The organism is Pseudacidovorax sp. NFM-22, assembly GCF_021401245.1.
Taxonomy (GTDB): Bacteria; Pseudomonadota; Gammaproteobacteria; order Burkholderiales; family Burkholderiaceae_C; genus Xenophilus.
On sequence record NZ_JACBFY010000002.1, the window covers coordinates 897,981 to 922,242 of the forward strand.

Consider the following 24,262-nt stretch of genomic DNA (forward strand, 5'->3'; position numbering starts at 1 on the left):
AACAAGCATGCCGGAAATCGGCTTGGCGGCGATGCACCGTTTGTGTAGCATCCGCTCCATATTCATGTTGTGATCGCTACATGAAACGAATCTAGCGGCCCGGCGCGATGCTTGCATGGGTGTTTTCCAGAGTGCACGACTCCCCTTCCTGGTGCGTCGTGAACGAAAATGGGCAGCACCAGCCAGTGGCGCCGCAAGCCTGATGCGCATGCCCTCGTGCCACCCGCCAGCTTCCCTTTCATTTGGTTATTAGCTTATGAGTGCCTTCGCCGAAGAACGCGTCCTGACCGTCCACCACTGGACCGACCGCCTGTTCAGCTTCACCACCACGCGCGACGCTGCCCTGCGCTTCTCCAACGGGCACTTCACGATGATCGGGCTCAAGGTCGACGGCAAGCCGCTGCTGCGCGCCTACAGCATCGTGAGCGCGAACTACGAGGAGCACCTCGAGTTCCTGAGCATCAAGGTGCCCGACGGCCCGCTCACCTCGCGGCTGCAGCACATCAAGGTCGGCGACACCATCGTGGTGGGCCGCAAGCCCACGGGCACGCTGCTGATCGACTACACCCTGCCCGGCAAGCGCCTGTACCTGTTCGGCACCGGCACCGGCGTGGCGCCCTTCCTGAGCGTGATCCGCGACCCCGAGACCTATGAGAAGTTCGAGAAGGTGATCCTGGTGCACGGCGTGCGCGAGGTGGCCGAGCTGGCCTACCACGACACCATCACGCAGGACCTGCCGCACCACGAGTTCCTGGGCGAGATGGTGAGCGAGCAGCTCCTGTACTACCCCACCGTCACGCGCGAGCCCTTCCGCAACCAGGGCCGCATCACCGACCTGATCACCAGCAACAAGCTCACCGACGACCTGGGCCTGCCGCCGCTCAACCCCGCGGAAGACCGCGTGATGCTGTGCGGCAGCCCCATGCTGCTGGCCGACATGAAGCTGATCCTGGAGCAGCGCGCCTTCCACGAAGGCAATACCACGACCCCCGGCGACTACGTGGTCGAGCGCGCCTTCGTCGAAAAATGACCGCCCCCCGGCTTTTCACGCGCTGCGCGCGTGTAACGCCACCCCCCGAGGGGGAGGCGCGGCCGGCTTGGGGCGGCCCGGCGCTCGGCCGCATCTTTTCGAGGACCTGATACCTTGGCCACGCGCAAGACGCCCGCCAAGCCGCAGCGCAAGACCGGCGTGCGCGAGGCGCAGGCGCAGGCCTCGCGCGAGGCCATCCTGCGTGCGGCCACCAAGGTGTTCGCCAAATACGGCTACGAGGGCGGCAGCGTGGAGAAGATCTCGCGCGCGGCCAAGTCGTACGACCGGATGATCTATTACTACTTCGGCAGCAAGGAAGGCCTGTTCGTGGCCGTGCTGGAGGGCATCTACCAGCGCATGGACGAGGCCGAGGCCGCCATGGCGCTGGACATGGCCCGCCCGGTCGAGGCGCTGACCGAAGTGATCCGCTTCGTGCTGGGCTACTACCGGCGCAACCCCGACTTCGTCACCCTGCTCAACACCGAGAACCTGCACAAGGGGCGGCACATCGCCAAGTCGGTGCGGGCCCGCGAATACTCGTCGCGGGCGGTGGCGGTGATCGCCTCGATCCTGGAGAGCGGTACGGCCCAGGGCCTGTTCCGCCCCGACCTGGCCGCGCGCGACGTGTACCTGCTGATCGCGGCGACAGGCTATTTCTACATGTCCAACCGCTACACGCTCGCCAGCTTCCTGGGCGAGCAGCTCGATGCGCCCGAGGCCGCCCAGCACTGGGAGGCCTTCGTGACCGAGACGGTGCTGCGCACCGTGCGGCAGGACGACAGCACGGAATCTCTCCCACCCCACGAGGAAACCCAAAAATGGCAGAAGTCGCCGCCGCCGGCAAGTCGGGCAAGGTCGTCATCCAGAACATAGGGCTGCTGCTCTCGGGCGACATCGACCAGCCCATCCTGCAGGCCGACACCATCGTGGTCCAGGACGGCCTGATCGCCGCCGTGGGCCGCTACAAGGACTGCGATGTCGAAGGCGCCACCACCGTCATCGACGCGCGCCAGACCTGCGTCGCGCCGGGCCTGATCGACAGCCACGTGCACCCGGTGGCCGGCGACTGGACGCCGCGCCAGAGCCAGCTCAACTGGATCGAGTCCAGCATGAACGGCGGCGTCACGACCATGATCTCCGCCGGCGAGGTGCACTACCCCGGCCGGCCCAAGGACATCGTGGGCCTCAAGGCCCTGGCCATCACCGCGCAGCGCGCCTTCGACGCCTTCCGCCCCGGCGGCGTGAAGGTGCTGGCCGGCGCGCCGGTCATCGAGAAGGGCATGGTCGAGAGCGACTTCAAGGAACTCGCCGAGGCCGGCGTCAGCCTGCTGGGCGAGGTGGGCCTGGGCAGCGTCAAGGCCGGCTACGAGGCCAAGGAGATGGTGGCCTGGGCCCGCAAGTACGGCATCCAGAGCACCATCCACACGGGCGGCCCGTCGATCCCGGGCTCGGGCCTGATCGACAAGGACGTGGTGCTGGAGGCCGACGCCGACATCATCGGCCACATCAACGGCGGCCACACCTCGCTGCCCGAGGCGCATGTGTGCGAGCTGTGCGAGAAGAGCACGCGCGGCATCGAGATCGTGCACAACGGCAACGAGCGCGTGGCCATCGCCGCGGCCAAGGCAGCGCTGGAACTCAAGTGCCCGCACCGCGTGATCCTGGGCACCGACGGCCCCGCCGGCTCGGGCGTGCAGCCGCTGGGCATCCTGCGCATGATCGCCATGCTTTCGTCGCTGGCCAACATCCCGGCCGAGCTGGTGTTCTGCTTCGCCACCGGCAACACGGCCCGCATGCGCAAGCTCAACTGCGGCCTGATCGACAAGGGCTATGCGGCCGACTTCGTCTTCCTGGATCGCGCCCAGCACACGGCCGGCCGCACGCTGCTCGAAAGCGTGCAGCTGGGCGATCTGCCGGGTGTGGGCATGGTGATGATCGATGGCATCGTGCGCTGCGGCCGCAGCCGCAACACGCCGCCGGCCACGGAAGTGCCCGTGGTGGTGTCCGGCGCGCATTGAGCCAACGCGCCCGCCTGGCTCAGCGTCGGAAGACCAGGTAGCGCGCCGACAGGTAGTTGACGCCCATGCCGGCGATGCTGCCGGCGGCCACGCCGAGCAGCGGTGCCGCCGGGCCCTGCAGCGCATGCAGCACGGCCACGTAGGCCGCATAGTTGACGAGGGCGCCGCCCAGCATGGCGGCGAGGTAGCGCAGGTATTCGTGCCACAGCGGCAGGCGCCGCGCGCCATCGGCAAAGGTGAAGCGCCGGTTGATCAGCCAGGTGGCGGTGGCCGCACCCCAGAAGGACAGCACCCGCCCCGCATACCAGCCCACATGCGGCGCCAGCAGGTACAGCAGGCCGGCATCGACGGCGAAGCCGATGACGCCCGCGATGCCGAAGCTCAGCAGGCGGCGCAGCAGCGGGCCGGAGATCACCGCAGCACTTTCGCCGGAGCGGCCGGGCGGACGCTCACTGCACGCTCACCGGCGTTGCCAGCCGCGCCGCGCCGGGAATGGCGAGGTAGGCGATGCGCTTGACCTCGCGGCGCCCCAGCGTGACGGTGCGCAGCACGGCGCCGCAGCTGGCCGACAGCATGGCGGCGAGCATCAGGCCGGTGGCCAGCACCGCGGTGGGCAGGCGCGGCACCAGCCCGGTGTGCAGGTAGGTCAGCAGCAGCGGGAAGGCCAGACCCAGCGAGGCCAGCGCCAATACCGCCGTCACGATCATGAAGAACAGCAGCGGCCGCTCGCTCACGAACAACTTGGTGATGGTGACCAGGATGCGCCAGCCGTCACGGTAGGTCGACAGCTTGCTTTCCGAGCCCTCGGGACGCGCGAGATAGCGCACCGGCAGCTCGTCCCAGGGCATGCGCAGTTCCAGCGCGTGCACCGTGAGCTCGGTCTCGGTCTCGAAGCCCTGCGACAGCGCCGGGAAGGACTTCACATACCGGCGCGAAAAGACACGCAGGCCCGACAGCATGTCGCTGAACTCGCCGCCGAAGAGCTTGACCACGGCCCCCGTCAGCATGCGGTTGCCGAGGCGATGGCCGCGGCGGTAGGTCTGCGCGTCCTGTTGATCGTCCTGCCGGGCACCCACCACCATGTCGAGGTTGCCCTGCACCAGCATGTCGATCATCTCGGGCAGCCGGGCCAGGTCGTAGGTGGCGTCGCCGTCGACCATGATGTAGATGTCGGCCTCGACGTCGGCGAACATGCGCCGCACCACGTTGCCCTTGCCGCGCAGGCGCACGGTGGTCACCCGCGCCCCATGGGCCCGGGCCACGGCGGCGGTGTCGTCGCTGGACGCGTTGTCGAACACATGCACCTGGGCCTGCGGCAGATGGGTGCGGAAGCCCTCGATCACCTGGGCGATGGCCAGGGCTTCGTTGTAGCAGGGGATGACGGCGGCAATGCGCATGCGGGCAGATCGGTGGTGGTGACGAGGCGGCGGAAGAGCGGCCGAGGAATCAGGACGGGTCCGGGACGATCCGGTACGCCTTCACGCCATCGCGCTCGACCAGCAGCTTGAAGTGGTGCTCGAAGCCGGGCTTGCCATCGACATAGGGCCCGAGCGCCGTCTGGACGACGATGGTACCGAAGCCGTGCTGCACCAACTTGCGCGCCATCTCGGGAGCGGGCAGCAGCAGGAAGTCGACGTAGCGGTAGGGGCCGAACACATCACCCCAGACCGGGTTGGGCGCGAAGTAGATCGCGTCGCTCAGGCCCACCTGATAGAGGCGGCCGGGCTGCGGATGCGCACGCAGCCAGCTCAGCACCACGTAACCCGGCACGTTGCGGGCCAGGAAGGCCTCGCGCGTCTCGGGCGTGGGCGCGATCTGGCGGACGTGGTTCCACAGCCGCACCCCGCCGGCAATGACGAGCACGGACAGAAGCGCGACGCCCAGCCCGGCCACCGACCGGGCGCGCGCCCGGTCGCCGACGCGCCGCTGCAGCGCGGCAGCGGCCCAGCGCCACAGCTGGCACCAGCCGATGGCGCCCAGCCAGGCCAGGATCGGGAACGAGGCCGCCATGTAGCGCGGATAGCGCGAGGTGGCCAGCCACACCAGCACCGACCAGGCGCCGAACAGCGCCGCGGCGCGCACCGCGGGCCGCGTCTTCCAGACCGCCGCGAAGGGCACCAGCAGCGCCGGCCACAGCATGACGTTGGGCAGCGCGGCATGGGCACGCACGTCGTCGACCTGGCGCTGATAGTCGTCCAGGTTCCAGTTCGTGAAGCCGAACACCTTGGCGCCGATGGGATTGAAGGGGTCGCCGGTCTGCAGCCAGTTGCGGCCGAACCAGTAGATGCACGGCAGCAGAAAGCAGCCCAGCGCCAGCAGCCAGGGCCCCGGCCGGCGCTCGCGCCAGGCCACGCACACGGCCACCAGCGGCAGGAAGGTGAGCGCCTGGTACTTGCTGCCTGCCGCCACGCCCAGGTAGAAGGCGGCCAGGCCCAGCCAGCGCGCCGGCCGCCGCGGCTGCGCCGGCGTGACCGGCGTGCTCCACCACAGCCAGAGCACGGTGAAGGCCGCCACCACGAACAGCGCCACGCCCATGTCGATGAGGGCGTTGAAGAACTCGCCCATCATCAGCCATACCGCCGCCGCAATCGCGGCGCAGATGCGGTCGGTGTGCGTCACGGCCAGGCGCCACACCAGCGCAGCCGCCAGCCAGCCGCCCAGCGCGTGCAGCAGATGCGGGAACACGTCCCCCGCGAGCGGCAGGGCCGCCGCATAGAGCAGGTCGTAGTTGTAGGGGAACCAGGGATAGCGCAGCCAGTCGTGGATGCCCAGCGCGCCGCTCTCGGCCACCTGCCGCGCATAGGGCAGGTGGTACATCATCTCGTCGAAGGCATGCGGCGGTGCCATCGGCTCGAAGAGGCTGATGATGAAGGCGCCGATGGCGACCAGCGTCGCCACGCGCTCGGCGCGGCCCAGCGGCGGGCCTGACGGCAGGGCGCGCAGCAGCCGCCACTGCGCGGGCAGGCGCCAGAGCGCCAGCGCCAGCCCGATGGCCAGCAGCGCCAGCGTGCCGGGCGGCTTCAGCAGGCCCGCGATGCCCAGCGCCTGCAGCGCCAGGATGGCCAGGCCCAGGCCGGTGGCGGCGGACAGCGCCATGCGCAGCCAGGGGTCCTCGCGACCGGGTGTGTCGCCGGCGCTTGCCCACATGCGCCGCATCAGCGCGTCGCCCGCGCCCCAGAGCGCCAACAGCACCACGGCCACGCCGGCCAGGTGCACGGCCGTGAAGCTCAGCTTCTGCAGAATGGCAGCCTCCAGTGGGGATCAAGAAGTTCAGGCGAGCGGCACCGCTCGGCGGACCTCGCCAGAGCACCCGCTGAACTGGCTTCGCCAGGCCGCAGGGTGTGCCCCCCCTCCAAGCCGAAGGCGCCAGAGAGGGGGGGAGCCGCGAAGCGGCTTGGGGGGGAGTTCATAAGTTCGGCGCCAGCAGCCGCTCCAGGTCCGCCTCGGCCAGCTTGCGGCGCGCCGCCTGGTCCTGCAGCTGGTCGTGCCCGATCTTGCCGACGTTGAAGTAGGTGCTGTCGGGATGGCTCAGGTAGAAGCCCGAGACGCTGGCCGCTGGCGTCATCGCCAGCGAATCGGTCAGGCCCATGCCGATCTCGGCGCATTGCAGCAGCTCGAACATCGGGCCCTTGACGCTGTGGTCGGGGCAGGCCGGATAGCCCGGCGCCGGGCGGATGCCGCGGTACTGCTCCTTGATCATCTCCTCATTGCTCAGCTGCTCGTCGGCCGCGTAGCCCCACAGGTCCAGGCGCACGCGGTGATGCAGCGCCTCGGCAAAGGCCTCGGCCAGGCGGTCGGCCAGGGCCTTGAACATGATGGCGGAGTAGTCGTCCAGGTCGTCGAGGAAGTACTTCTCGCGCTTCTCGGCGCCGATGCCCGCCGTGACGGCGAAGGCGCCCACGTAGTCGGCCACGCCCGATTCGCGCGGCGCCACGAAGTCGGCCAGGCAGCGGCTGGGCCGCATCACGCCGTCCACCGCCTGCTTCTCGGTCTGCTGGCGCAGGCCGTACCAGGTGAGCAGCGGCGTCTGGCGCGACTCGTCGGCATACAGCACGATGTCGTCGTCGCGCTCGGTGTTGGCCGGCCAGAAGCCCACCACCGCATTGGCCGTGAGCCAGCGGCCTTCGATCAGCCGCTGCAGCATGCGCTTGCCGTCGCTGAAGACGCGCTGGGCCTCGGTGCCGACGATCTCGTCCTTGAGGATCTGCGGGAAGGGCCCGGCCAGGTCCCAGGTCTGGAAGAAGGGGCCCCAGTCGATGTACTTCGCCAGGTCCGCCAGGTCGTAGTTGCGGAACATGCGGCGGCCGATGAACTTGGGCTTGGGCGGCTGGTAGCCCGTCCAGTCGATGGGCGTCTTGTTGGCGCGCGCCTTGGGCAAGGGCCACAGCGGCACCTGCTTCTTGTTGGCATGCTGCTGGCGCACCTTGTCGTAGTCGGCGTTGAGCTCGGCGATGTAGTTCGCCGCCTGCTCCGACAGCAGGCTCTGCGCCACGCTCACGCTGCGCGAGGCATCGGGCACGTAGACCACCGGGCCTTCGTAATGCGGGGCGATCTTGACGGCCGTGTGCACCCGGCTGGTGGTGGCGCCACCGATGAGCAGCGGGATCTTCCTCATGCGGAAGTGCTCGTCCTTCTGCATCTCGCCGGCCACGTACTGCATCTCTTCGAGGCTGGGCGTGATCAGGCCCGACAGGCCCACGATGTCCGCGCCCTCGACCTTGGCGCGGGCCAGGATCTCGTGGCACGGGACCATCACGCCCATGTTCACCACCTCGAAGTTGTTGCACTGGAGCACGACGGTGACGATGTTCTTGCCGATGTCGTGCACGTCGCCCTTGACGGTGGCGATGACGATCTTGCCCTTGCTGCGCACATCGCGGCCCGCCGCCTCGTCGCGCTTCTTCTCTTCCTCGATGTAGGGAATGAGGTGGGCCACGGCCTGCTTCATCACCCGCGCGCTCTTGACCACCTGCGGCAGGAACATCTTGCCAGCACCGAACAGGTCGCCCACGATGTTCATACCATCCATCAGCGGACCTTCGATGACGTGCAGCGGGCGGCCGCCCGGCTGGGCCACGATGGCCTGGTAGGCCTCTTCGGTGTCCTCGACGATGAAGTCGGTGATGCCGTGGACCAGCGCGTGGGCCAGGCGCTCGTCCACGGACTTCGGCTGTTCGGGCGTGCCGCGCCATTCGAGCTTCTTGCTTTCGTCCTTGGCGCCGCTGCGGGCGGTCTCGGCGATCTCCACCAGGCGCTCGCCGGCATCGGGGCGGCGGTTGAGCACCACGTCTTCCACGCGCTCGCGCAGCTGGGGTTCCAGGTCGTCGTACACGCCCACCATGCCGGCGTTGACGATGCCCATGTCCATGCCCGCCTGGATGGCGTGGTACAGGAAGACGGTGTGGATCGCCTCGCGCACCGGGTCGTTGCCGCGGAAGCTGAAGCTCACGTTCGACACGCCGCCCGACACCTTGGCGCCCGGCAGGTTGGCCTTGATCCAGCGCGTGGCCTCGATGAAGTCGACGGCGTAGTTGTTGTGCTCCTCGATGCCCGTGGCCACCGCGAAGATGTTCGGGTCGAAGATGATGTCCTCGGGCGGAAAGCCCACTTCGTCCACCAGCACGCGGTAGGCCCGTTCGCAGATCTCGATCTTGCGGGCATAGGTGTCGGCCTGGCCCTGCTCGTCGAAGGCCATCACCACGGCAGCGGCGCCGTAGCGGCGGATCAGCCGCGCCTCGTGCTTGAACTTGTCCACGCCCTCCTTCATGGAGATGGAGTTGACGATGCCCTTGCCCTGGATGCAGCGCAGCCCGGCCTCGATCACCTCCCACTTGGAGCTGTCCACCATGATCGGCACGCGCGCGATGTCGGGCTCGCTCGCGATCAGGTTCAGGAAGCGCACCATGGCCGCCTTGCTATCGAGCATGGCCTCGTCCATGTTGATGTCGATCACCTGGGCACCGTTCTCGACCTGCTGGCGGGCCACGGCCAACGCTTCCTCGAACTGGCCGTTGAGGATCATGCGGGCGAAGGCCTTGGAACCCGTGACGTTGGTGCGCTCGCCGATGTTGACGAACAGCGTGCCCGCGTCGATGACGACCGGCTCCAGGCCGGACAGCAGCATGGGGGGAACGGAAGGGGCGGAGGAATTCATGGACGGCACACCTGGGGGCGGGAATCAGGTGAGCGTCGTTGCAGCCGGCGCCTGGCGGCCGGCGTCCGGTCCCGCCAAGCCTCACGGTCCGGGCCGCTCGGGCGCCACCGCAGGTGGTGTGCCGGGGCCCGCCGTTGCAACGCTCCTTGCGCGGGGAGCGCGGATTTTATAGGGCGCGACCCGGGATAACCCCGAAAGACCGGCGCGCGCCCCCGGCCTCCATCAGCGCAGCGCGGCGGCCCTCAGGTGGCGCTGGCCGGCCGTGCCGCCGCCGAGGCAGGCAGCCCGAACACCGCGTCGAACACCCAGTTGAAGACGAAGGTGTAGACCAGGAAGAACACCACCAGCGCCAGATCCATCACCAGCGCCTCCCACAGGCTGATCTCCAGCCACCAGGCGATGGTGGGCACCAGCAGCATCACCAGCCCGCCCTCGAAGCCGATGGCATGCGCCACCCGGCGGCCCAGGCTGCGGCCGCGCTTGGCCTGGCGCGCCTCCCAACGCTCGAACAGGGTGTTGAACAGCAGGTTCCAGGCGATCGCGATGGCCGATGCCATCACCGCCACCACGCCGGAATGGCCCACGCCCTGCCCCGACATCCAGGCCAGCCCCAGGCTGGCCACCACGATGGCGATGCCTTCGTAGAGGCTGATGTAGACGACGCGGCGCTTGATGCCCTGCATGGCTTTCTTCTTTCTGTCTGCTCGAAACACGTTGGATGACGGTGTCACTTTATTTCTCCTGCACTGACACATAAAGTCAGCTTCTTTCAGATTCACTGAAAGATCGGCATGCTCAACAGCGACGATGTCGCCCTTTTCCTCGCGGTGCTCGACCACGGTTCCTTCTCGGCGGCCGCCCGCGCCCTGCGGCGCGTGCCCTCGGCGGTGAGCATGGGCATCGCCCAGCTCGAGGCCGAGCTGGACCTGCAACTCTTCGACCGCAGCGGCCGTGAGCCCCGCCCCACCGCCGCCGCCCGCTCACTGGAGCCGCAGGCCCGTCTGCTCGCCGCCCAGCTCAAGGCGCTGGAGGTGCAGGCGCTGGCCCTGACGCAGGGGCTGGAGGAGCGGCTGACGCTCGCCATCGCGCCCGAACTGCTGAGCGGCCCCTGGAGCCAGCCGCTGGCCGCATTGGCGCAGTCGCATCCCTCGCTGGAGGTGGAAGTGCTGGCGGCCCCGCAGGCCGATGCGCTGGCCCTGCTGCACAGCGGCCGGGCGCAGCTCGCGCTGGTCTTCGAGCGGCCCAGCCTCGATGGCCGCGAGGGCTTCCAGGAGGTGGCGACCGAGACGCTGGTCGCCGTGATGGCGCCGGACCATCCGGTGCTGGTCGCCGCCGGCGGCCGGCTGCGCGAGCAGCACCTGATCGACACCCGCCAGATCGTGGTGGCCGGCCGCGACCCGGCGCAGCGAGATCCGCGCACCGTGTTCGCCCGTCACACCTGGCGCACCGACAACGCGCTGGCGGCGCTGAGCCTGCTGACGGCCGGCCTGGGCTGGGGCTGGTTGCCCAGGCCCTCCGTGCAGCCGCATGTGGCGGCGGGCGCACTGGTGGAGATCCCGTTCGAGAACCTCAGCAACCGGCTGGACCTGTGGGTGGACGTGGTCTGGTCCAAGGAGCGCCCGCTGGGGCTGGGCGCGCGGCAGGTGATCGAGGCGCTGCGGCGCAAGCGGCCGGACGAGGAGGAACGCAACGGAAGCTGAAGGCGCTCATCGTCCCACCGTCCTGGCCCTTCGGACTCCGAATGCGAAGCCACGCCTTGCGCTTGCTACGGCCGCGCGCTGACGATCAAGCGGCGTCGGAGCAGGCCGTGCCAGGGCACCCGAGGAACTGGCTTTGCCAGGCCTCTGGGGGGTGTCAGCGCGCGATGTACGAGCCCGACTTCCCGCCGTGCTTCTCGAGCACCTGCACACCGTCGATCACCATGCCGCGGTCGGCCGCCTTGCACATGTCGTAGATGGTCAGCAGCGCCACCTGCACGGCGGTGAGCGCTTCCATCTCCACACCCGTCGGCCCCACGGTTTCGACCGTCGCGCGGCAGCGCACGGCGGGCTCGGCGCCTGGCTCGGTGGCGAACTCGACCGCCACGCGGGTGATGGCCAGCGGATGGCACAGCGGGATCAGGTCGCTGGTCTTCTTGGCCGCCTGGATGCCGGCGATGCGCGCCACGCCCAGCACGTCGCCCTTCTTGGCCGTGCCCGACTCGACCAGCGCCAGCGTGGCCGCCTGCATGCGGATGCGCCCTTGTGCGATCGCGATGCGGTGCGTGGCGGGCTTGGCCGCCACGTCCACCATGTGGGCCTGGCCCTGAGCGTCGAAATGGGTGAGGGGTGAGGACATGAGGCTGAACGATCCGGCGGGAGGCGCATCATACGGGCCGGAAAAAGCCACCGATGCCGCGTCCGATGCCGTCTTCTGCCACCCTCCGCGACATGCCTGCCCCGCCGTCCGCCGCTGCGCGCGGTACCTCTTCGCTGCCTGGGCAGCGACGACCGCGGCGGGGTGCGCGCGTCGCGCTGGCCGTGGCCCTGGCGGCCGCCCAGCTCGCTGCGGTGCCCCTCCATGCCCAGACCCTGACGCCTGCCCGCCCGCTGCCCGGCCTGGGCGATGGCGCCGAAATGAGCACCGGCACCGAGCGCGAACTGGGCGACCGCATCGCCCGCGAGCTCTACCGCGACCCGGACTTCGTGGACGACCCGGTGCTTGCCGACTACGTCCAGGGCATCTGGCAGCCGCTGCTGGCCGCGGCCCGCCAGCGCGGCGAGCTCACGCCGGAACTGGACGAACGCTTCGCCTGGGTGCTGCTGATCGGCCGCGACCGCAGCATCAATGCCTTCGCGCTACCAGGCGGCTACCTGGGCGTGAACACCGGGCTCATCGCCATCGTCGGCAGCCGCGACGAGCTCGCCTCGGTGCTGGCCCACGAACTCACCCACGTCACGCAGCGGCACATCTCCCGCATGCTCACGCAGCAGAGCCGGCAGATGCCGCTGATGCTGGCGGCCATGCTGCTGGGCGGCCTGGCGATGAGCAAGAGCGGCCGCAGCGGGGGCGACCTGGGCTCGGCCATGATGGTCGGCGGCCAGGCCATGGCCATGCAGAAGCAGCTGGACTTCTCGCGCGACATGGAGCGCGAGGCCGACCGCATCGGCTTCGGCGTGATGAGCCAGGCCGGCTTCGCGCCGCAGGGCGCCGCCGTCATGTTCGAGAAGCTGCAGTACGCCTCGCGGCTGAACGACAACGGCAGCTATCCCTACCTGCGCAGCCACCCGCTGACCAGCGAGCGCATCACCGAAATGCAGGCGCGCGTGCAGTTCCGCGAAGGGGCGCCCCCGCCGACCGTGGCCCTGACCCCCGAGCACGCCATGATCGCGGCCCGTGCCCGCGTACTGGGCCGCCCGGGCGTAGACCTGCTGCGCCAGTGGGTGCAGGCCGCGCAGGGCAGCACGGCACCGGCCAGTGCGGCCACGGCCGGCACCCTCTATGCAGGCGCCATGGCCGCCAGGGAACTGCGCGATCTGCCCGCTGCGCGCAGCCTGGCGCAGAAGCTGCGCACGCAGGTCGGCACGGCCGGCGAACCGGCCCGGCTGGCGCGGCTGCTGGCGGCCGAGATCGAGATGGGCGCCGGCAATGCGCCCGCGGCCGTCGCGTTGCTCGACGTGCGCGCCAAGACGCGGGGCGAGATGCTGATGGCCGGCCAGGCCGCGCTGCTGACCCGCACCCATGCCGCGGAGGCGGCGCCGGTGCTGCGCGACTGGGTGGCCACGCATCCGCGCGACGCGACCGTGTGGCGGCTGCTGGGCGGGCTGTACGACGTGGAAGGCGACACCCTGCGCGCCATCCGCGCCGAGGCCGAGGCGCAGGTCGCCCAGCTGGACTACGTGGCCGCGCGCGACCGCTTCCGGGCCGCCCAGGACTACGTGCGCGAGACCACCGCCAAGGGTGGCCGCGTCGACCACATCGAGGCCTCGATCGTGGACGTGCGTGCGCGCGAGATCGAACGCCTCGCGCGCGAGCAGATGGAAGAGAAGCCGATGTAGCCGGCCGAGCCGCCCAACAGGCGGGGTGGCACATCAGCGGTGCCGCGGCCTCAGCGGCGGCTGGCGCCGATGGCGGCCTCGATGATCACGCCGAAGATCGAGTACAGCAGCGAGCCGAACAGCGCCGCCCAGAAGCCGTCGACATGGAAGCCCGGCAGCAGTCCAGAAGCCATCCAGAAGATGAGCGCATTGACGACGAAGAGGAACAGCCCGAGCGTGATCAGCGTGACCGGCAGGGTCAGGATCACCAGCACGGGCCGCACGAAGACGTTGAGCAGTGCGAGCACGGCCGCGGCGATCATCGCGCTGCCGAATCCCGAGATCTGCACCCCGCCGTAGAGGTAGGTGACCATCAGCAGCGCCAAGGCGCTGAGCACCCATTTGAGGATCAATCGCATGGCGCCAGCATAGCCGGTGGACCTGACGACGGGCCGCATGCCGGCCCGGCCGGCACGCCGCTCAGTCGGCCAGGCCGGGCGCCAGCAGCAGGAAGGCAGCGAGCCCTGCCAAGCCACCCGGCAGCGCACGTGCGCCCGGAACGAGCGGACGGCGAGGCGCCGAATCCGCTGCCGCCGGCACCAGGGGCTCCATGGCCGAGCCGATGCGGGGACGGCGCGCATCCACCACGCGGGCGGCGCCGTGCTCCAGATGCAGCCGCTGGGTCAGCTCGACCAGCGGCCCCTTGGCCAGCACAGCGGTCGTCTGCGCACCCTCGCGGGCCAGCAGCGGCGCCAGCGCCTCCTGCACGCGGGCAAACCACTTGGCGCGCCAGTTCTCGCGCGCGCTGTGGCTCACCCACTTGCTGATGCGGTGGGTCATGCGCGGTGCGCAGGCCACCACGATCCAGTGCCGGCCCCGCGCGGCCGGCGCCAGCTGGTCCAGGTGTTCCACGGCATAGGCCGCGTCGTCCACGTACAGGATGATCTTGTCCATCGAGGGGCTCCTTGGGCCGGGAAAGTGGGGATGACAGAAGGAGGCCGGCCCACCGAAAAGGTTCAGCCGGCCTCGGGCGCGATCAGTGCACGGCCACCTGCTTGCTGCGGCGGGCCAGCACGGCCTTGCCGATGGCCAGCACCAGCAGCGCACCGGCAATCTGGGCACCGTACCTGATCACGTCGGTCTGCGGCAGCTTGAACATCCACTGCCAGCGGTCGGGGTTGGCCAGCACGGGGTCGGTGACCAGCATGCCACCAGCGATCCAGCCCAGCAGCATGCCGCCCAGCGTGATGATCAGCGGATAGCGCTCCATCAGCTTGATGACCAGCTGGCTGCCCCAGACGATGATCGGAATCGAGATCACGAGGCCCAGCACCACCAGCAGCAGCGAGTGCTCGCCCGCGTTCTGGGCGGCGCCGGCGATCGCGATGACGTTGTCCACGCTCATCACCAGGTCGGCCACGATGATGGTCTTGATGGCGGCGAACAGGCGGTCGCTGCTCGCGACTTCGCCGTGGCCCTCTTCATCGGGCGCCAGCAGCTTGATGCCGATCCACACCAGCAGCAGTGCGCCGACCAGCTTCAGGAAGGGCAGGTTCAGCAGCGTCATCGCAAAGGCGATGAGCACCACCCGCAGGATGATGGCACCGGCGGTGCCCCAGATGATGCCCTTGGTGCGCTGCGCGGGCGGCAGCTTGCGGCAGGCCAGCGCGATCACGACCGCGTTGTCGCCGCCCAGCAGGATGTCGATGATGATGATCTGCCCGAGTGCGACCCAGAACTCGGGAGAAGTCAGAAAGTCCATAGATTCCTCAATACCTGTGACCGATGAGCAGGCGGCTGGCGCCTGCCGGGGAGGGCAGCCCGCTGCGGGCTGATCGAGGAAGGTGCACCGAGGGGTGCACCATGGAACCGAAGGACGGCCTTGATCAGCCCGAAGCGGGCTCATCAAAGGTCTTGCTCGGAACGGCTCCTTTGCGGATACCGGACCCGGAACTGCCGGAAGCTTGCGCTTCGTACTGACGACAGGACCGACAGCGCCGGCGTGGGGCCGGGCCGGGAGCTACTCCCCTTCGAACGGCGCGATTGGAACACAGCGCCCTTGCGAGGCGCAAGGCGGGAACCATGGCGATAAGATCGCCCGCCCTCATTTCGATCGAGACGGCATTCCGGCCGTCGCGGTCGCCACGTTTCCTCCTGCATGGCCGGCATCCACATCACCGACATCGAGGCCGCCATCAACCACTGGCGGCGACTGAAGCCCTCGCCCGACGGCATCAGCCTGGCACCCGAGGTGCGCGCGCTGGCCGAGGTCTATGCGCTGATGGTCTTCCACCGCGAAGACGAGGCCGACGAGTTCGGCTTTCCGCCGAAGGCCTGGGCGGCGTGGACGGCCTGGTATGAGACCACCCCCGACACGCCGTGCATCGCCATCTGCTCGACCAGCCAGGGCGATGACGAATGCAAGGGTTGCGGACGCAGCTTCGACGAGGTGCAGCACTGGCCGGCCATGAGCCCGGCCGAGAAGCGGCAGACCTGGCGCCGCATCACCATGCAGGACACGGCGTGGCGCTTCAACCGCTATGCCGAACGTGCGCGCGAGGCGGATGCGCCTGCCGCAGACGAGCCGCCGCCCTCGGACCCTGCCGCGCCAGCGGGCGGCGATCCGACGCCCTGAGCGGATCCCCGCACGCCCATGCGCCGCCTGGCCCAGGCCCCCAATCTGGCATTGGCCACCCTGTGGGCCGATGCCCTCCGGGCACAGGGGCTGTCGGTGAGCGTGCAGCGCGAGTACTTGGGCGCCGCCGCAGGCCAGCTGCCGCCGGACCAGTGCCTGCCGGAGCTGTGGATCGAGCACGACGACGACCACAGCCGCGCCCTGCGCCTGCTGGGCGCGCTGCAGCGGCCACCGCAGCGCCAGTGGCACTGCCGTTGCGGCGAGTTCGTGGAGGGCGGGTTCGAGCAGTGCTGGAACTGCGGCGCGCCGATGCCGGGGCTCTGAGTGCGCTGCGGCTCTCAGAACCGAAGGCGCTGGAGCCGCGCGGGGACCTACTTCAGCCTTTGCGGCTCGATGTCGACGGAGCGCTCACCATCGCCCAGCATCAGCACGCCTTCCTGCACCGTCGCCTGCAATTGCATGCTGCGCTGGGCCAGCCCGGCCAGTTGCTGGGACGCCGCGGTCGGAATGCGCCACACCTGCAGGTTCTGCGGCCGGGTCAGCTTGGTCTCGATGCCGCGCCACCAGACCTCGGCGGAGCTGGCGAAGGCATACACAACCACCTGGTCGGCCTTGCCGCAGGCCTTGGTCACCGGCTTGTCCTCGGGCTGACCCACTTCGATCCACAGCCGCGTGCGGCCGGTGAAGTCGCGCAGCCAGACATCGGGCTCGTCCGGGTCGGACAGGCCGGCACCGAAAGCCAGCTGGCCGTCGCCGCCGCACATCGCCTGCAGCTGGTGCGCCTGCAGGGCCAGGGCCGCCAGGCGGATCATCATGCGCTCGTCGGTCTCGCTCGGGTGGCGGGCCAGGGTCAGCGCATGGTCGGCGTAGTAGCCGTGGTCGATGTCGGCCACGGCCAGGTTGGCCTTGAAGATGGTGGACTTGAGCGCCATCAGGCCTGGCCGCCGCCCACGCGTCGGGCCAGTTCGGCCGCCTTGCCCGTGTAGCTGCCGGGCGTCATGGTGAGCAGGCGCTCCTTCTCGGCCTCGGGGATCTCGAGCGAGCGGATCAGCCCGTGCAGCGCCTCGGCCGTCACCGCCTGGCCGCGGGTCACTTCCTTGAGCTTCTCGTAGGCACCGGCCACGCCGTAGCGGCGCATCACGGTCTGGATGGGCTCGGCCAGCACTTCCCAGCTGCTGTCCAGGTCCTCGGCCAGGGCGGCCTCGTTGAGCTCCAGCTTGCCCAGGCCGGTGGCCAGGCTGGCGTAGGCGAGCACGGCATAGCCGAAGGCCACGCCGACGTTGCGCAGCACGGTCGAATCGGTCAGGTCGCGCTGCCAGCGGCTGATGGGCAGCTTCTCCGACAGGTGGCGCAGCAGGGCGTTGGCCAGGCCCAGGTTGCCTTCGGCGTTCTCGAAGTCGATCGGGTTGACCTTGTGCGGCATGGTCGACGAGCCGATCTCGCCCGCCTTGAGCCGCTGCTTGAAATAGCCCAGGCTGATGTAGCCCCAGACGTCGCGCGAGAAGTCGACCAGGATGGTGTTGGCCCGCGCCAGCGCATCGAACAGCTCGGCCATGTAGTCGTGCGGCTCGATCTGGATGCTGAAGGGCTGGAAGACAAGGCCCAGGCCCTGCGGCGCCGGGGTCTCGACGACCTTGCGGCTGAAGGCCTCCCAGTCGAAGTCGGGCCAGGCGGCCAGGTGGGCGTTGTAGTTGCCCACGGCGCCGTTCATCTTGCCCATGAGCTTGACCGCGGCGATCTGCTCGCGCGCCTTGGCCAGGCGCACGGCGACGTTGGCGATCTCCTTGCCCACGGTGGTCGGGCTGGCAGTCTGGCCGTGGGTGCGGCTGAGCATGGGCACGGCGGCGAAGTCGCCGGCCATCTTGCGCAGCGTGGCGAGGATGCCGTCCAGCGCCGGCAGCACCACCTGGTCGCGCGCGGCCTGGATCTGCAGCGCATGGCTGGTGTTGTTGATGTCCTCGCTGGTGCAGGCGAAGTGCACGAACTCGGCGGCGGACTCCAGCTCGGGCCGGGCCTCGAACTTGGACTTGATCCAGTACTCCACGGCCTTGACGTCGTGGTTGGTGGTCTTCTCGATCTCCTTGATCGCCAGCGCGTCGGCTTCGGAGAAATGCGAGACCAGGCCCATCAGGTACTTGCGGGCGCCCGGCGTCAGCGGCTTGAACTCGGCGAAACCGGCATCGGACAGGGCGATGAACCAGGCCACCTCGACCTGGACGCGGCGGTGCATGTAGCCCTGCTCGCTCATCAGCGGACGCAGCGGCGCGAGCTTGCCGGCATAGCGGCCATCGAGGGGCGAAAGGGCGGAAACGGGCGCGAAACTCATCCCGGGATTGTAGGTGGCGCCTTGGCGGCAGGCGCCTGGGGCGGCCCGGCGGCGCTCCCTCTAGAATCCGCCGCGCCCCCGCCTCCCCTGGCCCACTTTCGAGGATCCTGCCTGCATGAAACTCATCGGATCGACGTCCAGCCCCTACGTGCGTAAGGTGCGCGTCGTCATGGCCGAGAAGCGCCTGGACTACGAGTTCGTGCAGGAAGACGTGTGGGCCGACGACACCAGCATCGCCACCTCCAACCCCCTGGGCAAGGTGCCCTGCCTGGTGATGGACGGCGGCGACGCCATGTTCGACTCGCGCGTGATCGTCGAGTACCTCGACACCCTGTCGCCGGTGGGCAAGCTCATCCCCGGCTCCGGCCGGGAGCGCGCCGAGGTGAAGACCTGGGAAGCCCTGGCCGACGGCGTGATGGACGCCGGCGTGCTCTGGCGCATGGAAGCCGTCTGGCCCAAGCGCGCCGACAGCGAGCGCAGCCAGGCCTGGATGGACCGCCAGCGCGGCAAGGTCGAGGCCGGCATCGCCGCCATGGCCAAGGGCCTGGGCGACAAGCCTTTCTGCAGCGGCATCCACCTGAGCCTCTCGGACATCGCGGTCGTTTGCGCCCTGGACTGGATCGGCTTCCGCTTTCCCGAGCTGGACTGGCGCACCGAACATCCTTTGCTGGCCCGCCTGTGCGACAAGCTCCACCAGCGACCGAGCATCAAGGACACCGCCCCCCGCTGAGCGCCGCGCGCCGGCGATACACCACCGGCAAATAAAAAGGCGCGATGGAGAAATCGCGCCTTGAGGGGCAGCATCGCGGCGCGACAAGGCGCCGGTGCCAATTGTTAAAAAGATGCTGCGAGATATCCCGACACGAAGGAGGGAGGGAGGGAGGAGGAGAAGAGTCGCCTCGGGATGCTTCGACCGGCTCTGAATCCGGAAGACCTCGCAGCATCGAAAACCGTTGAGCGCATGGTCCGCGCTCACCCTTTCTCGGAGCGTAGGCGGACTTCCATGGTTCCCGTGGGAGTCTGTAAATTTCCGTAAGCCCGTCTTCGCAGCACGGCGGAAGACCCCGCGGCGGCTCGGACAACGGCACCAATGCGCCCGGGTGACCGGGACAATGCAAGGCTCACCCACAGACCTTCGGACATGCTTTACCCCGATCTCTTCAAGCAGCTCGAATCGGTTCGCTGGGACATGGCGACCGACATCCCCTGGCAGGACTTCGACGGCGCGCGCCTTTCGGACGAACAGGCGCAGACCATCAAGATGAATGCCATCACCGAATGGGCCGCGCTGCCGGCGACCGAGATGTTCCTTCGGGACAACCGGCACGACAGCGACTTCAGCGCCTTCATGTCCATCTGGTTCTTCGAGGAGCAGAAGCATTCGCTGGTGCTGATGGAGTACCTGCGGCGCTTCCGCCCCGACTGCGTGCCCAGCGAGGAAGAACTCCACCAGGTGCGCTTCGACTTCGACCCCGCGCCGCCGCTGGAGACGCTGATGCTGCACTTCTGCGGCGAGATCCGGCTGAACCACTGGTACCGCCGCGCGGCCGAGTGGCACAGCGAGCCGGTCATCAAGCACATCTACACCACGCTCTCGCAGGACGAGGCGCGCCACGGCGGCGCCTACCTGCGCTACATGCGCCGTGCGCTCGAGAAGTGCGGCGACGAGGCCCGCGCGGCCTTCGCCAAGGTCGGCGTGCTGATGGCCAGCGCCCGCCGTACTGCCCAGGCGCTGCACCCCACCAACCTGCACGTCAACAAGACCCTTTTCCCGCGCGACACGGTGCAAAGCCGCATGCCCGACCCGGACTGGCTGGAGCACTGGCTCGACCAGCAGATCCGCTTCGACGCCACGTGGGAAGGCAAGGTGGGCGAGCGGATCCTGCACAACCTGGGACTGCTGTTCAACCGCAGCTTCAAGACGGTGCAGGACCTGAATCGCTACCGCAAGGAGCTGACGAGCCGGCTCGGCTCGCCGGCCGGCGCCGCCCCGCAGGGCACCTGAGCCTCGCTCGGCCGCTGCGCCCGGATCGGCCCGAGGCGGAAGCCGCCGGGCCAGGCCTTCAGCGGCGTTCCACCGCGAAGGGCGACAGGCCCAGCGCACCGCGCAGGGGCCCGACCGCCGCCTGCGCGGCGTCGCGCGTGGCATAGGGGCCGACCTGCACCTTGTGCGCCCCCGCTTCTTCCACGATGCGCAGGCGGCCCGCCAGTTCGGGCTGGGAGGCGGCCACGCGCGCCAGCAGCGTCTGCGCCCCATCGCGTTCGCGGAAGGCACCGAGTTGCATCCATACGCCTGCAGCGATGGCTGACGAGGCGGACGCTGCCGCGCCTGCGGCGGACGGTGGCGATGCGCCAGCGGAGGCCGCCGAGCCAGGCAGCGTTGCGGCCGGTGCAGCCGGCGAGGCAGGCGCAGCCGCCGCGGGCGCCGGCACAGGCGCTGGCGTCATCGGCGCCAGGGGCGCGACTTCCATGTTGCGGAAACGCGGCGGCGGCTCGGCGGGCAGTGCCGCCGCGGGCGGAATGGCGGTGGCCGGCTCGGGCGCCGCTGACGCAGGCGCCGCATCGCTGGCCACGGACGTGGACGCCTGCGCCAGCCGCCAGACCGGCACGGGTGCGGACGCCGAAGGCGACGCCGCTGCACCCGACGGCACGGCCGCGACCGGCTGCACCCAGGCGGCCGGCACGGGCACGGCCTCGGCCCGAGCCGGCGAGGCAGGCGATGCCGCCAGTTGCGTGTCCGACGGCCGGCGCCAGGCGCCGGTGCGGATCGCCTCGTTGGTCAGCCGCTCGACCTCCACCGGCGCCACGCCGCGCAGCAGGTCCAGCCGCAGCGCCGCCGTGTAGCTCAGGTCGATGATGCGGTCGTCGCGGAAGGGGCCGCGGTCGTTCACCCGCACGATCACCTCGCGCCCATTGGCCGGGTTGCGCACCCGCGCGTAACTGGGCAACGGCATGGTGCGATGGGCGGCCGTCATGGCATACATGTCGTAGGGCTCGCCGGTGGCGGTGGAGCGCGCATGGAAGCCCTGGCCGTACCACGAGGCCAGACCGCGCTCGACCAGCGGCCGGTCATCGGTGAGCGGCGTGTAGCTGCGGCCAGCGACGGTGTAGGGCCGGCTGGTCCCGCCCTCGGCGCGGATGGGCTCGACACGGGGCTCGGCATCGGGCGTCTGCGCCAGGCCCGCGGGTGGATTGCGGGGCGGGCCGTCGCGCGGCGCACTGGCGCATCCGGCCAGCACGGCGGCGGCGCAGGCCGCCGCCCAGGTCGCCCAGCGCAAGGGCATGCCGACGGGCGCGTGGCCGCGCATGCCCGCCTCAGCCAAAGACCGCCTCCCACAGCGCCAGCATGGCGGCGCGCTCGCGGGCCGCCAGCTCGGGCGGCACCTGCGTGGGCGCCTCGTCCAGGCGCGCGCGATGCTGCAGGCGGCGGAGCTCGCGGTAGGCATCGCCGGCGGCATGGCCCACGCCCGCCGGCAGCAGGCCGGCGGCCTCGGCACGCTGAAGCAGCGCGATGTTGCCCACGTTGTCCAGCAACGCCGGCACCTCGCCGGAATGGGCCAGCACCAGGTACTGCACGGCGAACTCGGCATCCACCATGCCGCCCGCGCTGTGCTTGACGTCGAAACGGCCGGCGCGCACCGGATGGGCCGCGCGCACCTTCTCGCGCATGGCCACGATCTCCTGGCGCAGCGCGGCGCGGTCACGCGGGGCGGCGATGACGGCGTGGCGCACCTCGTTGAAGCGCGCGCCGAGTTCGGCGCTGCCCAGCACATAGCGGGCGCGTGTCATGGCCTGGTGTTCCCAGGTCCAGGCGGTGTTGCTGCCGCGGCCGAGCTGGTATTTCTCGTAGGCGTCGAAGGTGATGGTCAGCAGGCCCGAGTTGCCGTTGGGCCGCAGCGCTGTGTCGATCTCGAACAGGTCGCCTTCGCGCGTCTTGATGGTCAGCCAGTTGATGAGCTTGCGCACGTAGGCGGCGTAGACCTCAGGCGCCCGCTCGTCCTCGTCGTCGTAGACGAACACGATGTCCAGGTCGCTGCCGTAGCCCAGCTCCTTGCCGCCGAGCTTGCCGTAGCCGATGACGGCGAAGCGCGGCAGCTCGCGATGGCGGTTGCGCACATGCGGCCAGCACCAGCGCGCGGTGATGGCCAGCACGGTGTCGGCCAGGGCGCTCAGGTCGTCGGCCACCTGCTCGACCGTCAGCCGGCCTTCGAGGTCGCGCGCCAGGATGCGAAAGACCTCGGCATGGTGGGCGCGGCGCAGCAGGTTCATCAGCGCCTCCTCGTCGGCCTCGCCGGTGCGCGAGAGCGAGCGGTGGCGCGCATCCAGTTCGCCCTCGAATTCCAGGGCCGAGAAGCGAGCGGCCAGCATGTCGGGGCTGGCGAGTTCGTCGATCACGCCGGGGTGCTGCAGCAGGTAGCGCGCCGGCCACTTGGCCGCGCCCAGCAGGCGCAGCAGGCGCTCGTGCACGCCGGGGCGCTCGACCAGCAGCGCCAGGTAGCTTTCGCGGCGCAGCAGCGGCTCGATCCAGTCGGCCCAGCGCAGGGCGGCGTCGACCGGATGGGCACAACGGTCGCCCGCGGTCGAGGCCTCGGCCTCCTCCAGCCAGCGGCCGGTGCGGATCACCAGTTGCCGCAGCCGCGCGCGGGCCTCGTCGCGCAGGGCGGCGATGCGCGGGTTGTCTGCCCAATGGCGCACGCGCTCGGCGAAGGGCGCGGGGAGGCTGGCCAGCAGTTCGCCCAGGTCCTGTGGCGCCGCACGCTGGCCGGCGCCGCCGCGCTGGCAGCTGCCGCCGCTGCAGCGCTTTTCGCCGCCGAGCAGGGTGTCGAATTCCTGCGCGACGAACTCGCGGTAGGTGTCCAGCTTTTCGAGGAAGGCGCAGCAGTCCGGAAAGTCCAGCGTGGCGGAGATCCAGCGCAGGTCGTCGTCCGCCACGGGCAGCATGTGGGTCTGCTGGTCGTCCAGGTACTGGATGCGGTGCTCCACCTGACGCAGGAAGCGGTAGGCGCGGTCCAGCTCGTCGGCGGTGGCCTGGGGCATGAGGCCGGCGCGCGCCAGGCGCTGCAGGGCGTCCAGCGTGGGCCGGGTGCGCAGCTCGGGAAATTGCCCGCCGCGCACCACCTGCAGCAGCTGGACGATGAATTCGATCTCGCGGATGCCGCCGCGCGAGAGCTTGACGTCGTTGGCCCGCTCGGGCCGGCCGGCGCTGCGGCGCATGGCCTGCTCGCGGATCTGGCGGTGCAGCGAACGCAGCGCGTCGAACACGCTGTAGTCCAGGTAGCGGCGGAAGACGAAGGGCAGCACCACGCCGCGCAGGGCCTGGGCGCTGCCCGATTCGATGGCGGCCGTCGGCGCCACCACGCGGCTCTTGAGCCAGGCGAAGCGCTCCCATTCGCGGCCCTGGACCTGGAAGTACTCCTCCAGCGCATCGAGCGAGACCACGCTGGGCCCCGAGTTGCCGTTGGGCCGCAGCGCCAGGTCGACGCGGAAGACGAAGCCGTGCTCGGTGGTGTCGCCCACCAGCTGGTAGATGCGCTTGACCGCGCGGCCGAAGTAATCCTGGTTGGCGATGCTGCCGCGGCCCTGGGCGTCGCCGGCGGTGTCGCCGTCCTGGTCGTACAGGTAGATGAGGTCGATGTCGCTGGAGACGTTGAGCTCGCGCGCGCCCAGCTTGCCCATGCCCACGATCCACAGCTGGGCCCGCTGGCCGTCGGCGGTGCGCGGCGCGCCGTGCACCATGTCGAGTTCGGCGCAGGCCTCGCGGCAGGCGGTGTCGAGCGCGAACTCGGCCAGCTCGGTGACGGCCTGCAGCACTTCCTCAAGGGGCGCGCGCTCATCGCAGTCGCGGGCGATCAGGCGCTCCATGACCAGCTGGCGCACGATGCGCAGCGCATCGCCCGTGGGCCGGCCGGCCGCGCGCAATGCGGCGAACGCGCTCTCCATATGGAGGCGGCGGGGCGCCCCGGGGGGCAGCAGCGCCAGTTCGTCGGCGTAGCGCCGGCGCAGCCGCTGCACGAAACGAGAGCCCGATGAAAGCCCTCGCGAGGGCGGCATGGCGGCCGACGAGACAGCCGACTGCGCATGCT

22 protein-coding genes are annotated in these 24,262 nt (G+C 69.8%); 9 read left to right on the forward strand and 13 right to left on the reverse strand.

Annotation, left to right across the window (positions count from 1 at the left end; genetic code table 11):
• Window positions 1–256: 256 nt before the first annotated feature.
• The 3 genes from L0984_RS09700 (at window position 257) to L0984_RS09710 (ending at window position 3,048) form a co-directional block, all read left to right on the forward strand.
• A complete protein-coding gene (locus L0984_RS09700) occupies window positions 257–1,030 on the forward strand; it encodes a ferredoxin--NADP reductase (RefSeq protein WP_234193475.1) in 774 nt (257 codons plus the stop codon).
• A gap of 114 nt (window positions 1,031–1,144) precedes the next feature.
• On the forward strand, window positions 1,145–1,903 hold the full coding sequence (locus L0984_RS09705; RefSeq protein ID WP_234193476.1) for a TetR family transcriptional regulator: 759 nt from the start codon (window positions 1,145–1,147) through the stop codon (window positions 1,901–1,903).
• Window positions 1,849–3,048 carry an amidohydrolase family protein gene (locus L0984_RS09710; RefSeq protein ID WP_234193477.1) on the forward strand — a complete coding sequence of 400 codons (1,200 nt, stop codon included), beginning with the start codon at window positions 1,849–1,851 and terminating at the stop codon, window positions 3,046–3,048. Before L0984_RS09705 ends, L0984_RS09710 begins: the two co-directional genes overlap by 55 nt.
• 19 nt (window positions 3,049–3,067) lie before the next feature.
• Here the strand turns inward: L0984_RS09710 and L0984_RS09715 are convergent, their stop codons facing one another.
• The 5 genes from L0984_RS09715 to L0984_RS09735 form a co-directional block, all read right to left on the reverse strand.
• The gene (locus tag L0984_RS09715) at window positions 3,068–3,463 is read right to left on the reverse strand and encodes a GtrA family protein (RefSeq protein ID WP_234193479.1); all 396 of its coding nucleotides are present in this window, start codon (window positions 3,461–3,463) and stop codon (window positions 3,068–3,070) included.
• Between the two features lie 34 nt (window positions 3,464–3,497).
• Window positions 3,498–4,445 (reverse strand): glycosyltransferase family 2 protein, encoded by a 948-nt coding sequence (locus L0984_RS09720; protein ID WP_234193481.1) that lies wholly within the window; start codon window positions 4,443–4,445, stop codon window positions 3,498–3,500.
• A gap of 49 nt (window positions 4,446–4,494) precedes the next feature.
• Window positions 4,495–6,264, reverse strand: coding sequence for an ArnT family glycosyltransferase (locus L0984_RS09725; protein ID WP_234193483.1), 1,770 nt, complete (start codon window positions 6,262–6,264; stop codon window positions 4,495–4,497).
• Window positions 6,265–6,454: 190 nt separating this feature from the next.
• Entirely contained in the window at window positions 6,455–9,172 is a 2,718-nt protein-coding gene (gene metH / locus L0984_RS09730; protein WP_234193743.1) for a methionine synthase, read from the reverse strand.
• A 272-nt stretch (window positions 9,173–9,444) separates the two neighbouring features.
• On the reverse strand, window positions 9,445–9,885 hold the full coding sequence (locus L0984_RS09735; protein ID WP_234193484.1) for a PACE efflux transporter: 441 nt from the start codon (window positions 9,883–9,885) through the stop codon (window positions 9,445–9,447).
• A gap of 108 nt (window positions 9,886–9,993) precedes the next feature.
• Between L0984_RS09735 and L0984_RS09740 the strand changes: the two genes are divergently transcribed.
• The gene (locus tag L0984_RS09740; protein ID WP_234193485.1) at window positions 9,994–10,902 is read left to right on the forward strand and encodes a LysR family transcriptional regulator; all 909 of its coding nucleotides are present in this window, start codon (window positions 9,994–9,996) and stop codon (window positions 10,900–10,902) included.
• A 154-nt stretch (window positions 10,903–11,056) separates the two neighbouring features.
• On the opposite strand, the gene moaC is transcribed toward L0984_RS09740, so the two are convergent.
• Window positions 11,057–11,539 (reverse strand): cyclic pyranopterin monophosphate synthase MoaC, encoded by a 483-nt coding sequence (moaC, locus tag L0984_RS09745; protein ID WP_234193487.1) that lies wholly within the window; start codon window positions 11,537–11,539, stop codon window positions 11,057–11,059.
• Between the two features lie 92 nt (window positions 11,540–11,631).
• Between moaC and L0984_RS09750 the strand changes: the two genes are divergently transcribed.
• Entirely contained in the window at window positions 11,632–13,239 is a 1,608-nt protein-coding gene (locus tag L0984_RS09750) for a M48 family metalloprotease (protein WP_370645919.1), read from the forward strand.
• 50 nt (window positions 13,240–13,289) lie between these two features.
• Here L0984_RS09750 and L0984_RS09755 read toward each other — a convergent pair whose 3' ends face one another.
• The 3 genes from L0984_RS09755 to L0984_RS09765 all read right to left on the reverse strand — a co-directional run bounded on the left by L0984_RS09755 (window position 13,290) and on the right by L0984_RS09765 (window position 14,980).
• Window positions 13,290–13,637, reverse strand: coding sequence for a phage holin family protein (locus L0984_RS09755; protein WP_234193488.1), 348 nt, complete (start codon window positions 13,635–13,637; stop codon window positions 13,290–13,292).
• Window positions 13,638–13,698: 61 nt separating this feature from the next.
• Window positions 13,699–14,172: a hypothetical protein gene (locus tag L0984_RS09760; protein ID WP_234193489.1), complete on the reverse strand. Its 474-nt coding sequence runs from the start codon at window positions 14,170–14,172 to the stop codon at window positions 13,699–13,701.
• Between the two features lie 82 nt (window positions 14,173–14,254).
• The gene (locus tag L0984_RS09765) at window positions 14,255–14,980 is read right to left on the reverse strand and encodes a TerC family protein (RefSeq protein WP_017759569.1); all 726 of its coding nucleotides are present in this window, start codon (window positions 14,978–14,980) and stop codon (window positions 14,255–14,257) included.
• A gap of 396 nt (window positions 14,981–15,376) precedes the next feature.
• Between L0984_RS09765 and L0984_RS09770 the strand changes: the two genes are divergently transcribed.
• Both L0984_RS09770 and L0984_RS09775 read left to right on the forward strand, forming a co-directional pair.
• Complete coding sequence (locus L0984_RS09770; RefSeq protein ID WP_017759568.1) at window positions 15,377–15,853, forward strand: DUF3717 domain-containing protein; 477 nt, start codon at window positions 15,377–15,379, stop codon at window positions 15,851–15,853.
• Between the two features lie 18 nt (window positions 15,854–15,871).
• Window positions 15,872–16,177 (forward strand): DUF2007 domain-containing protein, encoded by a 306-nt coding sequence (locus L0984_RS09775; RefSeq protein ID WP_234193491.1) that lies wholly within the window; start codon window positions 15,872–15,874, stop codon window positions 16,175–16,177.
• 47 nt (window positions 16,178–16,224) lie between these two features.
• On the opposite strand, the gene L0984_RS09780 is transcribed toward L0984_RS09775, so the two are convergent.
• Window positions 16,225–16,785: a YaeQ family protein gene (locus L0984_RS09780; RefSeq protein WP_234193493.1), complete on the reverse strand. Its 561-nt coding sequence runs from the start codon at window positions 16,783–16,785 to the stop codon at window positions 16,225–16,227.
• Window positions 16,785–18,179, reverse strand: a complete 1,395-nt coding sequence (purB, locus tag L0984_RS09785) for an adenylosuccinate lyase (protein WP_234193494.1) — start codon at window positions 18,177–18,179, stop codon at window positions 16,785–16,787. Before purB ends, L0984_RS09780 begins: the two co-directional genes overlap by 1 nt.
• A 115-nt stretch (window positions 18,180–18,294) precedes the next feature.
• On the opposite strand from purB, the gene L0984_RS09790 reads away from it, so the two are divergent.
• A complete protein-coding gene (locus L0984_RS09790; RefSeq protein ID WP_234193496.1) occupies window positions 18,295–18,909 on the forward strand; it encodes a glutathione S-transferase N-terminal domain-containing protein in 615 nt (204 codons plus the stop codon).
• A gap of 411 nt (window positions 18,910–19,320) precedes the next feature.
• Complete coding sequence (locus L0984_RS09795; RefSeq protein ID WP_234193498.1) at window positions 19,321–20,184, forward strand: ferritin-like domain-containing protein; 864 nt, start codon at window positions 19,321–19,323, stop codon at window positions 20,182–20,184.
• A gap of 58 nt (window positions 20,185–20,242) precedes the next feature.
• Here L0984_RS09795 and L0984_RS09800 read toward each other — a convergent pair whose 3' ends face one another.
• Window positions 20,243–21,487, reverse strand: a complete 1,245-nt coding sequence (locus L0984_RS09800; protein ID WP_234193499.1) for a septal ring lytic transglycosylase RlpA family protein — start codon at window positions 21,485–21,487, stop codon at window positions 20,243–20,245.
• A gap of 7 nt (window positions 21,488–21,494) precedes the next feature.
• Entirely contained in the window at window positions 21,495–24,230 is a 2,736-nt protein-coding gene (gene glnE / locus L0984_RS09805; protein WP_234193500.1) for a bifunctional [glutamate--ammonia ligase]-adenylyl-L-tyrosine phosphorylase/[glutamate--ammonia-ligase] adenylyltransferase, read from the reverse strand.
• Between the last annotated feature and the right edge of the window lie 32 nt (window positions 24,231–24,262).